The organism is Pseudooceanicola nitratireducens, from assembly GCF_900109195.1.
Taxonomy (GTDB): Bacteria; Pseudomonadota; Alphaproteobacteria; order Rhodobacterales; family Rhodobacteraceae; genus Pseudooceanicola; species Pseudooceanicola nitratireducens.
This window is the reverse complement of sequence record NZ_FNZG01000014.1, coordinates 1-13704: the sequence shown is the minus strand read 5'-3', so window position 1 is coordinate 13704 and position 13704 is coordinate 1. Positions and strand designations below refer to the sequence as shown.

Annotated in this window: 12 protein-coding genes and 1 pseudogene; 12 read left to right on the top strand and 1 reads right to left on the bottom strand. The window is 60.2% G+C overall.

Going from position 1 to position 13704, the window contains the following annotated elements:
* From BMX99_RS18985 to BMX99_RS18930, 12 genes are all read left to right on the top strand, one after another.
* A partial coding sequence (locus BMX99_RS18985) for an enoyl-CoA hydratase/isomerase family protein (protein WP_093455117.1) occupies positions 1-789 on the top strand: 789 nt, incomplete at its 5' end.
* Between the two features lie 11 nt (positions 790-800).
* Positions 801-2039, top strand: coding sequence for a thiolase family protein (locus BMX99_RS18980; RefSeq protein WP_093455119.1), 1239 nt, complete (start codon positions 801-803; stop codon positions 2037-2039).
* Positions 2040-2048: 9 nt separating this feature from the next.
* Positions 2049-3185: an acyl-CoA dehydrogenase family protein gene (locus BMX99_RS18975; protein WP_093455116.1), complete on the top strand. Its 1137-nt coding sequence runs from the start codon at positions 2049-2051 to the stop codon at positions 3183-3185.
* Positions 3186-3196: 11 nt separating this feature from the next.
* On the top strand, positions 3197-3970 hold the full coding sequence (locus tag BMX99_RS18970) for an SDR family NAD(P)-dependent oxidoreductase (RefSeq protein ID WP_093455115.1): 774 nt from the start codon (positions 3197-3199) through the stop codon (positions 3968-3970).
* 4 nt (positions 3971-3974) lie between these two features.
* Positions 3975-5090: a CaiB/BaiF CoA transferase family protein gene (locus BMX99_RS18965; protein ID WP_093455118.1), complete on the top strand. Its 1116-nt coding sequence runs from the start codon at positions 3975-3977 to the stop codon at positions 5088-5090.
* Complete coding sequence (locus tag BMX99_RS18960; RefSeq protein WP_093455114.1) at positions 5087-5968, top strand: branched-chain amino acid ABC transporter permease; 882 nt, start codon at positions 5087-5089, stop codon at positions 5966-5968. Before BMX99_RS18965 ends, BMX99_RS18960 begins: the two co-directional genes overlap by 4 nt.
* Positions 5969-5972: 4 nt before the next feature.
* Entirely contained in the window at positions 5973-7052 is a 1080-nt protein-coding gene (locus BMX99_RS18955) for a branched-chain amino acid ABC transporter permease (protein WP_093455113.1), read from the top strand.
* Positions 7049-7816: an ABC transporter ATP-binding protein gene (locus BMX99_RS18950; RefSeq protein ID WP_093455112.1), complete on the top strand. Its 768-nt coding sequence runs from the start codon at positions 7049-7051 to the stop codon at positions 7814-7816. Before BMX99_RS18955 ends, BMX99_RS18950 begins: the two co-directional genes overlap by 4 nt.
* The gene (locus tag BMX99_RS18945; RefSeq protein ID WP_093455111.1) at positions 7813-8583 is read left to right on the top strand and encodes an ABC transporter ATP-binding protein; all 771 of its coding nucleotides are present in this window, start codon (positions 7813-7815) and stop codon (positions 8581-8583) included. The genes BMX99_RS18950 and BMX99_RS18945 overlap by 4 nt, the downstream gene beginning before the upstream one ends.
* Complete coding sequence (locus BMX99_RS18940) at positions 8580-10418, top strand: AMP-dependent synthetase/ligase (RefSeq protein WP_244525673.1); 1839 nt, start codon at positions 8580-8582, stop codon at positions 10416-10418. The genes BMX99_RS18945 and BMX99_RS18940 overlap by 4 nt, the downstream gene beginning before the upstream one ends.
* Before the next feature lie 20 nt (positions 10419-10438).
* The gene (locus BMX99_RS18935; protein ID WP_093455109.1) at positions 10439-11599 is read left to right on the top strand and encodes an ABC transporter substrate-binding protein; all 1161 of its coding nucleotides are present in this window, start codon (positions 10439-10441) and stop codon (positions 11597-11599) included.
* Positions 11600-11661: 62 nt separating this feature from the next.
* Positions 11662-12273 (top strand): TetR/AcrR family transcriptional regulator, encoded by a 612-nt coding sequence (locus tag BMX99_RS18930; RefSeq protein WP_170848854.1) that lies wholly within the window; start codon positions 11662-11664, stop codon positions 12271-12273.
* A gap of 314 nt (positions 12274-12587) precedes the next feature.
* Here BMX99_RS18930 and BMX99_RS18925 read toward each other — a convergent pair.
* A pseudogene (locus BMX99_RS18925) lies at positions 12588-13607 on the bottom strand (PHA/PHB synthase family protein); the annotation flags it as partial.
* Positions 13608-13704 lie beyond the last annotated feature (97 nt).

Below are 13704 nucleotides of genomic sequence, written 5' to 3'. Positions count from 1 at the left end.
ATGCAACATGTAAATGTCATTTTGGAGACGCGGGGATCGGCGGCCTGGTTGCGCCTGAACAGACCCACCGAGTTGAACGCTCTTTCGCGGGACATGGTTTTGGAGCTTGGGGAGGCGCTTGAGTGCATTCGTCGTGACGAAAAGCTGCGCGTTGTGGTGCTGACCGGCAGCGGCCGGGCGTTCTGTGCGGGCGCTGATCTCAAGGCGGTGCAAGCTGGTCTGTCAAAGGAGCGGTCCGAAGACGGCGATTTCCTTGATGCCGTAGCGGAGGTTTTTCAGATTCTCCGCGATTTTCCCAAACCCGTCATTGGTGGCCTGAACGGCGTGACCGTCGCCGGCGGTCTGGAACTGGCCATGTGCTGCGACGTACTGATCGCCGCAGAAAGCGCGAAGATCGGTGATGCGCATGCCAATTTTGGGGTCTTTCCGGGGGCCGGTGGCGCTGCTGTCCTGCCCTCTCGGATTGGCCTGCCGAACGCTAAATATCTGCTGTTTTCCGGCCGAAGTCTGCCGGCGCGCGATTGGTTGCGCATGGGGCTTGTGCAGGAAGTTGTTGCCGATGATGCGCTTGAGGCTCGTCTGGACACGTTCGCAAGTGATCTGGCTGACAAAAGCCCGCTCGTCCTGTCGCGCATGAAAGCGGTCGCCAACGCGTCAGTAGATATGTCGCAAGCCGAAGCTCTGGTCTGGGAATTGTCGGTCCTGCGCGACCACCTGACATCAAACGACGCTGCCGAAGGGCTGGCGGCGTTTTCGGAGAAACGCAAACCGGTCTTTGCCGGAAACTGATGAGGACCAAGATGGACAAGGTTTACATAACCGGCGTGGCGATGACGCGCATGGGACGCCTGGACGGGGCGACTGTGAAGTCGCTGTCCCGCGAGGCCGTCACCGGGGCCCTGGCTGATGCCGGGATTTCCGCCGGTGCGGTCGAAGCCGCCTATTTCTCGAACGCCACCCAGCGGCATCTGGAAGGCCAGTTGATGATCCCGGGCCAGATCGCCCTGCGCGATATGGGGATCGAGGGCATTCCGGTTGTGAACGTCGAAAACGCCTGTGCCAGCGGATCAACCGCCCTGAACCTGGCGGCGCAGTTTCTGAAGGCAGGCGAAGGAGACGTGGCGTTGGCCGTCGGGGCCGAGAAGATGTGGACTGGTGACAAGGCCAAGATGTTCAGCTTTTTCGACTCGGGCTGGGAACTGGCGACTGCCGAGGAGAATGAAAAACAACTGCTGGCGCTGGGACATGGGATCGATCTGCCGGAAGGCAGCGAGTCCGAAAAACCCTATTCCGTTTTCATGGCCGTCTACGCCGCCTTTGCCCGCGCGCATATGCGCCTCTTTGGGACGACACAGGCGCAATTCGCGGCCATCGCGGCCAAGAACCACATGCATTCGGTGGAAAACGACAAGGCGCAGTTCCGCGATCCCTACACTGTTGGCGACGTGCTGGGCGCGCCGCCGATCACCTATCCGCTGACCCTGCCGATGTGCGCCCCGATGAGCGATGGCGGTGCTGCGGCGGTGCTGATGACCGAAGCGGGCATGAAGCGCCACGGCATTTCCCGAGACCGCGCCATCGAGTTGCGTGCCAGCGTGATCCAGACCGGTTCGGACCGGGATGGCGACGACTTTGAAAACCATCTGACCGCTAAGGCGGCCCGGCGCGCCTATGAGAAGGCCGGGCTTGGGCCCGAGGACGTCTCGGTCGCCGAGGTGCATGACGCCACTGCTGTGGGCGAGCTGATCCAGATCGAAAACCTTGGTCTTTTTCCCTTTGGTGAGGGCGCGGCAGCCTCCGAACGTGGCGAGACCACGATTGGCGGGCGTGTGCCGGTCAACCCGTCGGGTGGGCTGGAGTGCAAGGGCCACCCGATCGGCGCCACCGGTCTGGGGCAGGTCTATGAGCTTGTCAGCCAGCTGCGCGGCGAATGCGGCACGCGCCAGGTCGAAGGGGCAAAGGTGGCAATTGCAGAGAACGGTGGTGGGCTGATCGGGATCGAAGAGGCCGTGGCCTCGGTCCTGATTCTGGCACGATAGGAGAGCGAGATGTTCAAGACCGAAGAACAGACAATGGCCTGCGACATGCTGCGTCGCTTCCTCGATGACCAGATCGAACCGGAATACCTGAAGGTCAAGGATGCGCCGTTTGAAAAAGAGGTGATCCAGGGGTTCCTCACGCAACTGTCCGAATTCGGCCTGACCTCGGCCCCCCATCCCGAAGAGGCGGGTGGCATGGGGCTCGATTGGTCCACGCACCTGATGCTATTCGAAGAGGTCGGCGTCACGGCGATGGACATTGCGTTGCCGATCCTAATCAACGTGGTGGGCGCCGACCTTTTGCTTCGCCTTGGAACCGATGAACAACGCGCGCGCTATATCCCACAGCTTCTGGCGGGTGAGACATCCGTGGCCATCGGCATCTCTGAGCCGGGTGTCGGCTCGGACGTGGCGGCGGTCAAGACACGCGCCCGCAAGGATGGCGGCGATTGGGTGATTTCGGGCGAAAAGACCTGGATTTCGAACGGGCGTTTCGCCGATTTCCTGATCTGCACCTGCAACACCGGCGAGGGGTTGACGCATATCCTGGTCGACCGCAAGGAACACGGGTTCGAAACCCGCGACATCCCCAAGATCGGCCTCAATGCACAGTCGACCTCGCAGGTCTTCCTCGATGAGGTGCGGGTGCCCGTTGAGAACACCATCGGCGCCGAAGGGCGCGGGTTGCAGCAGACGCTGGTCGTGTTCGAACGCGCGCGGGTGCATATGGCGATGTGGGGCATCGCGCTGGCGCGCCGGGCGCTTGAGGAATCGATCCGTTACGCGCAAGAGCGCAACCAGCATGGCAAGCAGATCGCCGGGCATCAGATGATTGCCGACAAGATCGCCACCATGGCAACCGAGATCGACGCCGCGCGCCTGCTGACCCATCGTGCCGCCGGCATGATCGACCGCGATGAACGCTGCGACACGGAATGCGCCATGGCCAAGTGGTACGGCACCGAGATCGCGGTGAACGCCACGCGGCAGGCGGTGCAGATCCATGGCGGCAACGGCGTGACCCGCGAGTTCATCGTCGAACGCCTGGCCCGCGAAGCCATCATCGGGCCGATCCCGGACGGGACCACAGAGATTCAGAAACTGCTGATCGCCCGGTCCCTGACCGGTGTGGCGGCGTTCAAATAGGGGCCCAGGTCATGAAGATAGAAGGCAAGACCATTATCGTGACCGGCGGGGCCTCGGGACTTGGTGCTGCGACGGCAGAATACCTGCACGGGCTGGGTGCACAGGTGGCCATGTTCGACCGCGACATGGAACAGGGCACCGCGCTGGCCGACCGTTTGGGCGCGGACCGGGCCATGTTCCGGCAGGTGGATGTGACCAGCGACGAGCACGTGTCCGAGGCCATCTCGGCTGTGGTCGACCGCTTTGGCGCGCTGCATGTCGCCATCAACTGTGCCGGTGTGGTCAGCCCGATGAAGGTGGTCGACCGCGAGGGCGCACCTGCGTCTCTCGATGCCTTTCGCCGCACGGTCGAGATCAACCTTGTGGGCACGTTCAACGTGATGAGCCAGGCCGCCGCGCGGATGCTGGAAAACCCGCCCGAAGACGGGGAAGAGCGTGGCGTGATCGTCAACATCTCGTCCGGGGCGGCCTATGAAGGCCAGATCGGGCAGACTGCCTATGCCTCGTCCAAGGCCGGTGTGATAGGGCTCAACCTGCCTGCCGCGCGCGAGCTGGGGCCGAAAGGCATCCGTATCAACGCCATCGCGCCGGGACTGTTTGGCACACCGATGGTGATGAGCCTCGGAGATGAGGTCGTCGCCTCGCTCGAAGAAAGCGTCGAGGCCCCCAAGCGGGTGGGCCGGATGGAAGAATTCGCCCATGCCTGCGCTTTTCTGATCGAAAACAGCTACATGAACGGCGCGACCCTGCGTCTGGATGCCGCCACGCGGCTGCGGGCGAGGTGACGAGATGCTGACACGCAACGGTCCCCTCAAAGGTGTTCGGGTCATCGAAATGGCCGGGATCGGGCCTGCGCCCTTTGCGGCCATGCATCTGGCCGACATGGGCGCCGAAGTGGTGCGGATCACGCGCCCCGGTCAGGCTTTCCCCTTGCCGATCGATGAGAAACACAACCTGTTCAATCGCTCGCGGCGCAGTCTGGTGCTCGATCTGCGGCAGGCAAATGATGCTGAAAAGCTCTGGGGGCTGATCGAGCGGGCCGAGATTCTGATCGAGGGCTTCCGCCCCGGCAAGATGGAGAAACTCGGATTCGCTCCAGAGGCGGTTCTGGCACGCAATCCGGCGCTGGTCTATGGCCGCATGACCGGATGGGGACAGACCGGGCCGCTGGCACAGGCTGCCGGGCATGATCTGAACTATGCCGCGATCACGGGCGCGGTTCATGGGCTGGGCGAGGCCGACCGGCCCCCGCCCGCGCCAATGAACCTGATTGCCGATCAGGGTGGTGGCGCGATGATGCTGAATGTCGGCATCCTCGCGGCCCTGACCCATGCGCGCGCAACCGGCGAGGGTCAGGTGGTCGACGCGGCCATGTGCGATGGGGTCAACCTCTTGATGACCATGCAACACGGGCTGGCGGCCGGTGGGGCCTGGAGCGGCGAGCGCGCTGGCGATTTCATCAATGGCGGGGTGGCGTGGTATCGTTGTTACGAAACCGCCGACGGAAAGTTCATATCCATCGGCTGTGTCGAGCCACAGTTCTTTACCGAATTCCTGCGCCTGACCGGGCTGAGCGATGATCCGCGTTTTGCCGACCAATATGCGCCCGAGGCGCAGCCGGCCATGCGCGAGGCCCTGACCGAACTGTTCCTGACCCGGACACAGGCCGAATGGTGCGAGGTGCTGGAAGGCAGCGATGCCTGCTTTGCGCCGGTGGTGCCACTGGCCGAAGCTGCCACACACCAGCACAACCGGGCACGCGAGAGCTTTGTCACCGTGGACGGCATCGAAATGCCCGCCCCGGCCCCCCGATTCTCACAAACCCCGCCAGACATTCCGACAACCGGTGACGCCGGTTTCGTCGAAATGAACGAAATCCTAGAGCATTGGAGGGCCGCCATATGACCGGTCTGAGTTTCGCCGACGCCATACAGCTTTTGCTGGTCGGCCTGTCACAGGGCTGTCTCTACAGCCTGATCGCCATCGGCCTGGTGCTGGTCTACAAGGCTACCGAGCAGGTGAACTTCGCCCAGGGCGAGTTCATGATGCTGGGGGCCTTTGTAGGCTATCAGTTCATCGTGCTTTGGGGGTTGCCTTATTGGCTGGGGGCCTTGCTGACGCTCGTGTTCATGGGCGGGTTCGGTTACGGGGTCGACGCGCTTGTTGTGCGGCGGCTCACCGGGCAGCCGGTGTTCACCGTTTTTATCCTGACGCTGGCGCTGGGAATTGCACTGCGCGCCGTGGCCGGGATTGTATGGGGCTTTGGCAACTATTCGCTGCCTGCCCCGGTTGAGGGCAATCTGACGCTTGGGTCGGTCATCATTGGCTGGTCCAGCGTTCTGGCGATCCTGGTAACCGCCATCGTGGCCAGCGGGCTTTACGCCTTCTTCCGCTATGCCCGCCAAGGCGTGGCGATGCAGGCCTTGTCCCTGAACCAATTGGCGGCCTTTTACATGGGCATCCCCGTCAAGCGCCTGACCTCGTCCATCTGGGCCATGTCCGCAATCTTCGGCGCCATCGCCGGCCTGCTCCTGGGCCCGGTCACGCTGGTCTCGACGCAGATGGGATTTGTCGGCTTCAAAGCCTTTGCCGGCGCCATTGTCGGCGGGTTCGGATCGATCCCCGGCGCCGTTCTGGGCTGTTTGCTGATCGGCGTGACCGAGCCGTTCTTCGACATCATGTTCCCGACGTTCAAGGGCATCGGCGCCTATCTGATCATGTTCGTCGTGCTGCTGATCCGGCCCGAAGGGCTGCTGGCACAAATCTACGCAAAGAAGGTATAGGCTCATGCGCGTTCTTTTCCGCAAATCCTACAAGCAGGACATCCGCCTGTTTCGCGACCGCACACAGGCTTTCTGGTATCTGCTGTTCTTGTGTATCGCGCTTGCCGCCCCGCTGTTCCTTGACGGCTACTTTCTGGACGAATTGTCGTTTGTCTACATCTATGCCATCGCCGGCCTGGGTCTGATGATCCTCACCGGATTCTCGGGACAAGTGAGTTTCGGGCAGGCCGCCTTTGTTGCCATCGGCGCCTATGCTCATACCATCCTGCTCAGCCGCTACGGCGTGCCGTGGATCCTGTCGCTGCCCCTGGCGGCGCTGATCACTGGTTTGGTCGGGCTGGCCATCGGGCGCATCTGCGGGCGCATGCATGGCTTGTATCTCGCCATCGCTACGCTTTCGATTGCTATCGTGACCGAACGGCTGATCGGCGGCGGCGGCGATTTTACCGGCGGACATCGTGGCCTGCCGGTTCCGGGCATCGACATCTTCGGCATCGCCATCGACCAGAGCTGGAAGACCTACCTGTTAAATCTCGCCCTGTTTGTCGGCGCCATTCTGATGACGCGCAACCTGTTGCGCACACGGTCTGGCCGCGCCCTGATCGCGATCCGCGACAGCGAAGTTTCGGCCCGTTCGCTGGGCACGAATGTGGCCTTCTACAAAGCCTATGCCTTCTTCCTGTCGGCGGTGTTCGCCGGTCTGGCTGGTGGGCTTCTGGCGCATGCGTTCTACTACATTACACCGGAAACTTTCGGCATGGGTGAGAGCATTCGCCTGCTTCTTATGATCGTTGTCGGTGGGATCGGCACCATCCACGGGGCCATCTTCGGCGCGTTCTTCATCGTGCTGCTGCCCACCGTCCTGAGTTGGGTCAAGGTGCTGCTTCCCGGGGCCATAGCCACATCCGGCGGGTTCGACAGCCTCGCCTTCGGGATGATCCTTCTTGGCTTCATCCTGTTCGAACCTGATGGGCTCTATGGCCGCTGGGTCAAAATCCATCACTATTTCAACGTCTTCCCGATGTACAAGCGCCGCAGCTTCCAACGTCAGAAGACCTTCCTCAAGACGGAGCGTCTGAAATGAGCTGGCTTGAAGTCGAAAACGTGTCGCTGGCATTCGGTGGGCTGAAAGCCGTCGATAACCTGAGCTTCTCGGTGGAACCGGGCAAGGTATTCACCATCATCGGTCCCAATGGTGCCGGCAAGAGCACGGTGTTCAACCTGATCTGCCGCATCTATGACCCGCTGGAAGGCGATATCCGCTTTGGTGGCGAAAGCCTGCTGGGGGCCAGGCCCCACGAAGTGATCAACCACGGCATCGCCCGCACCTTCCAGAACATCGAATTGTTCGAGCATGCCTCACTTCTGGACAACCTGTTGATCGGCCGGTTCCGGCATGGGCGGTTCTCGCCGCTGAGCGAGCTGTTCTTCCTGCCCGGCCAATTACGCCAGGAACTGGAGCACCGCCGCAAGGCGGAAGAGGTTATCGAGTTTCTCGATCTCGAAGGCTACCGTCACGCCCGCGTCGCCGACCTGCCTTACGGCGTGCGCAAGAAAACCGAGATGGCGCGCGCGCTGGTCGCCAGCCCCGAGATCCTGTTGCTGGATGAGCCCTCCAGCGGGCTGACCACCGAGGAAACCGACGACACCGCCTTTGTGATCGAAGACATCCGCGAGGATCTGGGCATCACCGTGGTGATGATCGAGCACGACATGAAGCTGGTGAACAAGGTCTCGGACAAGGTTCTGGCAATCAACGAAGGCCGCTTCCTGGCCACCGGCAGCGCCTCGGAGGTGCAGGACGACCCGGATGTGCAGGCAGCCTATCTAGGGGGGGAAGCGGCATGAGCGAAGTTCTGAAAGTCCGCAATGTCGAAACCATGTATGGCCGCGTCATGGCGATCCGCGGTGTCAGCCTTTCGGTGCGCGAAGGCACCGTGGTCACGGTCATGGGATCGAACGGCGCTGGCAAGACCACTATCCTGAAAACCATCTCGGGGGCGCTCGACCCGTTCAAAGGTGAGATCACATTCAAGGGTAAGGCCATTACCGGCCTGGATCCGGATGTGATTGCCCGCACCGGTGTGGCCCATAGCCCCGAAGGACGCGAAGTGTTTGCGCTTTTGTCGGTGAAAGACAACCTGATGATGGGTGCCTATTGCCGCAAGGACCGCGACGAGGTGGCGCGCGATTTCGAAAAGGTGCTGGGCTGGTTCCCGGTCCTGCGCGAATTTCTCGACAAGCAGGCGATCTACCTGTCGGGCGGGCAACAGCAGATGGTGGCCCTTGGACGCGCCTTCATGGCACGGCCCAGCCTGATGCTGCTGGATGAGCCGTCGCTGGGTCTCTCGCCCCGGCTGATTTCCGAGATTTTCGCAATCATCAAGCGGATCAATGTCGAGGAAGGCATGACGATGCTGCTGGTGGAACAGAACGCCAGCGTCGCGCTTCCGGCCGCCGATTTCGGCTATGTGCTGGAAACCGGGCGGATCGTCATGGAAGGCGAACGCGACGTGCTGATGAACAGCGCCGATATCCGCGAATTTTACCTTGGCATCAAGGCCGACAGCGCGCGGGGCGACCGCCGCTGGAAAGCAAGGAAGACATGGCGATGAACGACATCTCTACACAAAACTGGACCCCGCCCGTCTTTGAAATCGACGGCTGCGACACACTGCCCAAGCTGTTTCGGCAGAACTGCCGGAAATTCGGGTCTGCGATCGCGATCCGCGAAAGGGATTTCGGCATCTGGGAAGAATACACCTGGACCGACTACTATCACCGGTCCCGGCAGGCAGGTTGTGCGCTGATGGCCTTGGGGGTCGATGCCGGCGACGTCGTGGCGATCATCAGCGAAGACAACAAGGAATGGGTGTTTTCCGATCTCGGCATCCAGTGCATCGGCGCGGTCACCCACGGGCTCTACCCGACCTTGCAGGAAAAACAGGTCGCCTATCAGCTCAACGACAGCGGCGCCAAGGTGTTGTTCGTCGAGGACGAGGAACAGCTCGACAAATACCTGCTGGTACAGGACGAGCTGCCGGGGATTGAAAAGGTCGTTGTCTACGACATGGAAGGCCTGCGCCGGTTTTCTCACGACAAGGTCATGGGATGGGAGGCGTTTCTCGAGCTTGCCGCGGACGGCGCCCCCGAAATGCACGCCGCCTTCGAAACCCGAATTGATGCCGGCAAGGGCGAGGACATCGCCACGCTGATCTATACCTCGGGCACCACCGGCGCGCCGAAGGGCGCGATGATCTCGCACCGGTTCTTTCTGGCGCAGGCCGACAACCACCCGGAAATGCCGCTGGGCCCGGGCGACGAAATCCTGACTTTCCTGCCGCTGTGCCACGCGGCCGAGCGCATCATCTCGGTCGCAACCCCGATCCGGCATGGCATCACCATCAATATTGCCGAAAGCGGTGAGACCTTTAATGCCGACATTCAGGAAGTGGCCCCGACTTTCATCTTTGCCGTGCCGCGGGTGTGGGAAAAGTTTTATTCCCGCATCTCTTTCATCATGAATGACGCCACCGCCTTTGGACGCTTTGCCTATACGCAGGCGCTGAAAGTGGCCGAACGCCGGGCAGATCTGCTGGCTGCGGGCAAACAGGTGCCGCTGGGCCTTTCCCTTTTTCACCGAGCGATCGATTTCCTTGTCCTGCGCAACATCCGCGTGGAACTGGGTCTGGCACGGGCGCATACGATCGTTTCGGGCGCCGCGCCGATCTCGGCCCGACTGCTTCGCTGGTTCAATGCGCTCGGCGTCTCTGTGCAGGAAGCCTATGGACAGACCGAGACTGGCATTGTCACTGCCACGGTTCCAGGCCAATCGCCCATCGGCTCGATCGGGCGGGCCATGCGCGGCGTCGAAGCCAAACTGGCCGAGGATGGCGAGATCCTGATACGCGCGCGGTCAAACTTCTCTGGCTACCTGAGCCAGCCGGAAAAGACCGCCGAGACCATGGTGGATGGCTGGGTGCATACCGGCGATGTCGGCAAGATGGACGACAATGGCGATCTGACCATTCTGGACCGCAAGAAGGACATCATCATCACCGCCGGCGGCAAGAACATCACGCCCTCGCAGCTGGAAAACGAGCTGAAATTCTCGCCCTACATCTCGGACGCGGTGATCATTGGCGACAAGCGCAAGTACCTAACCGTGCTGATCATGATCGACCAGGAAACGGTCGAGAAATACGCACAGGACAAGCGCATCCCGTTCTCGAACTACAAATCGCTCTGCGAAAGCGAGCCGATCATCGAGTTGATTGGCAACGAGGTGGACCGTGCGAATTCCGGATTTTCGCCGGTGGAACAAGTGAAGAAGTTCCGCCTGATCGACGTGCTTCTGACGGCTGAGGATGAGGAACTCACTCCGACGATGAAACTCAAACGCAACGAGGTCGAGCGTAAATACAAAGACCTCATTGAAACTATGTACTGAAACTTGAAAGGGAGGAAATCATGAAGAATTTTGCAACTGCACTGGCGCTCTCCGCGCTGGTCACCGGGGCGGCCATCGCTGGTCCGCAGGGCGTGACCGAAGATAAGATCACGCTTGGCAGCTATACCGATCTCAGCGGCCCGCTGGCTGTCTGGGGTGTGCCCGAAGCCAACGGCCTGCGGATGCGCGTGGACGAGATCAACGCCGCCGGCGGCATCCATGGCCGCCAGCTTGAGATCGTGATCGAGGACATGCAATATCAGGTGCCGCGCGCCATTCAGGCAGCCAACAAACTGTTGCGCCGCGACAAGGTCTTTGCCATGGTCGGCGCGCTGGGAACACCAATGAACCTCGCGGTCATGCCGCAGCAGTTGGAGGCCGGCGTTCCTAACCTGTTTCCCATGACCGCGGCGACCGAGATGGCCGAGCCGCTGCATCCAATGAAATACGCCTTCTTCCGCAGCTATACCGAGCAGTTCCGAGCGGCGGTTGCCTATTTTCATGAGAACGGCGGGTTTGTGACTCCCTGCGTGTCGCAGATCGCCAACGAGGCGGGCGAGTCGATGACGCTTGGCGTCGAACAGCAGCTACATGAATACGGCATGGAGATCGTTGCAAAAACCGAGCATGCGGCCACAGAGACCGACATGGTGTCTTCGGTCACGACCTTGAAGAATGCAGGCTGCGACATCGTCTTCAACGCCGGCAGCGTCAAGGACACGATCTTGACCGTTGCCACCTCAAAGAAGCTCGGTTTCGAACCGATCTTCGTCACGGGCATGATCCCCTACATGGATGCCGTGGCCAAGGCGGCAGACGGTGCAATGGAAGGGCTCTATCTGGTTTCGCCCTTCGTCTTCGCCGATGTCGCGACTTCGGAAGGCGAGGCCAAACGCATCCTGGAAACCTATGCAGAGACCTATGGGACAAAAATGGAGCCGCAGGCGCAGTTGGGCTATATTTTCATCGATTTGCTGGCCGAGGCGCTTGAAGCGGCAGGCCCCGAACTGACCACCGAAGGCTTCTTGGCTGCGATCGAGGCGATCAATGGCTATGTCGATCCGATCGGCGGCCAAACAATCAGCTTTGGCCCCGAAGATCACCAGGGGGTGGAAACGCTGATTCTGGCCAGGGTTGAAAACGGCGCCTGGACAGTTGCAGCCCGGGGCCTCGACTACTAAACTTGGTAAGATGCCGGGCGGGAAGAATTCTCGCCCGGCGCACAATTTCAAGCGAGGGTCATGTGCCTGCAATCCAGTGGCATAGAAAGACAAAAGACGTCGAAGAGCAGCAGGAACTGAAGCGCCGTGCCGTGTTGGACGTTGCGGCGAGACTGTTTTCGACAGTCGGTTACAAGAAAACCTCGCTCGATGATATCGCCGCCGAACTCGATCTGACCAAGCCTGCACTCTATTACTACGCCCGCAACAAGGAAGACATCCTGATGCAGTGCTCATTGGTGTCGCTGGAAGGGGTCAAGCTTTGCTTTGACGCGGCCCAGGTATCAACTGGCAACGGCCTTGACAGGTTGCGCGTGTTTTTTCGTTCTTACGCCGCATTGGTTGTGAGTGATTTCGGTTCCTCATTGATGCGCGAGGCGCGCCGCAACCTCACGGGCAGAAACCAGGACAAACTGCGCCAGACCCTGCGCGATGGTCAGGATTTCCTTGAAGAGATCATCAAGGCCGGCATTGAAGACAAATCGATCCGCCAAAGTTCAACAAAAAGACTGGCGCAGGTGCTGTTCTCGGCCTTCAACCAGATGCCGGAGTGGTACAACCCTGACGGTTCGGAACCTCCTGAGGTTATTGCCAACCAGATCCTTGAACTTGTCAGCGATGGAATACGAGCCTAGCGCACCCAATGCTGTGTTTTTGCGCTCAATTTCGGCATACAACCAGACCAGTCACAGTCGGGATTTCGGAATGCCGGTTGATTGGGGGGCAATTCATTCGGTGAAATCTGACGAAGATCGTTGCCCTGCCCACATATGCACAGGAGTATCCGCTACCGGCCATTTGATTATGCCGAGGAATGCAAGACGTTTGATGCTTGGTTCAATAGGGATAGGATTTCCGGTCGTTCCGCTTCACGAGGGATGGCGTTCAGGTTTCGCGGCGATTTCCGGCAGTACCGAACGACCACATATCCCTGTCATGGAACGCGGTCTCAATTCGCCCGAACGTAGCTTCCCGGTGCCGGCTCGATGGATTTGTACTTTCCGCGGTTGACGGGCTTTCGAGGCTTGACGGTCTTGCCGTCTTTGGCCTCGAGCCAGTCCGCCCAGTAGGGCCACCACGACCCCGGCATTTCCGTGGCCTTGGTCAGAAAATTCGCTGGTTCTGGCGGATAGGTGTCGCTTTTTCTGAAACCGTATTTGGCACGTTCGGTCGGGGGGTTGATGACTCCGGCAATATGGCCCGAGCCGCCAAGGACAAATTCAACCTCGCCGCCGAGTATCTGCGTCGCTGGATAAATCGAGGTCCAGGGGGCGATGTGATCCTCGGACGTGGCAAGTACGAAAACCGGCGTTTCGATCTTGCTCAGATCGATCTTGACACCGTTCATTTCCAATCCACCGGGCTGGCGCAGCCGGTTCTCTAGATAGACCTCTTTGAGATACCAAAGCAGCATGGCCGCAGGCAGTCGTGTGGAATCCGAATTCCAATACAAAAGGTCGAAAGCCCGGGGTTTCCGACCGCGCAGGTAATTGGCCTCGAAGAACGACCAGATCAAATCGTTCTCGCGAAGCATCGAGAACATGTCCTGCAAGTGATAGGCTTCAAGATAGCCTTTCTCTTCCATATGCGCACGCAGGACTTCCAGCCGGTTTTCATCGACGAAGACGCCGATTTCGCCCACGTCCTTGAAATCGACCATGGTGGCCAGTGTCGTGGCGGAATTGACCCGGTCATCACCAATGGCTGCGAGGTAAGCCAGCGTTGCCGTCACCAGGATGCCACCAATGCAGAAACCGAGGATATTGGCCTTTTCTTCGCGGGTGATGTCGCGAATGGCATCAAGCGCGGCCAGCGGTCCGAGTTTCATGTAATCAGCAAAATCCTTGTCCGCGTGATCGCTGGTCGGGTTGACCCAGGAAATCACGAACACGGAATGCCCCCGATCCAGCATGTAGCGCACCAGGCTGTTCTTCGGCTGCATGTCCAGAATGTAGAACTTGTTGATCCAGGTGTCACTGTACCCTCATTAATCAGAATTGCCTTTAAAATTATCGTTTGTTTTCAGCGGCACGATGTACCCTTAATTTTCATATTGTACCGTTAAT

Excerpts from the sequence above, each read along its gene's own strand:
- BMX99_RS18975 (WP_093455116.1), top strand. The coding sequence starts at position 2,049 with ATGTTCAAGACCGAAGAACAGACAATGGCCTGCGACATGCTGCGTCGC.
- BMX99_RS18965 (WP_093455118.1), top strand. The coding sequence starts at position 3,975 with ATGCTGACACGCAACGGTCCCCTCAAAGGTGTTCGGGTCATCGAAATG.
- BMX99_RS18970 (WP_093455115.1), top strand. The coding sequence starts at position 3,197 with ATGAAGATAGAAGGCAAGACCATTATCGTGACCGGCGGGGCCTCGGGA.
- BMX99_RS18980 (WP_093455119.1), top strand. The coding sequence starts at position 801 with ATGGACAAGGTTTACATAACCGGCGTGGCGATGACGCGCATGGGACGC.
- BMX99_RS18935 (WP_093455109.1), top strand. The coding sequence starts at position 10,439 with ATGAAGAATTTTGCAACTGCACTGGCGCTCTCCGCGCTGGTCACCGGG.
- BMX99_RS18940 (WP_244525673.1), top strand. The coding sequence starts at position 8,580 with ATGAACGACATCTCTACACAAAACTGGACCCCGCCCGTCTTTGAAATC.
- BMX99_RS18955 (WP_093455113.1), top strand. The coding sequence starts at position 5,973 with ATGCGCGTTCTTTTCCGCAAATCCTACAAGCAGGACATCCGCCTGTTT.
- BMX99_RS18945 (WP_093455111.1), top strand. The coding sequence starts at position 7,813 with ATGAGCGAAGTTCTGAAAGTCCGCAATGTCGAAACCATGTATGGCCGC.
- BMX99_RS18950 (WP_093455112.1), top strand. The coding sequence starts at position 7,049 with ATGAGCTGGCTTGAAGTCGAAAACGTGTCGCTGGCATTCGGTGGGCTG.
- BMX99_RS18960 (WP_093455114.1), top strand. The coding sequence starts at position 5,087 with ATGACCGGTCTGAGTTTCGCCGACGCCATACAGCTTTTGCTGGTCGGC.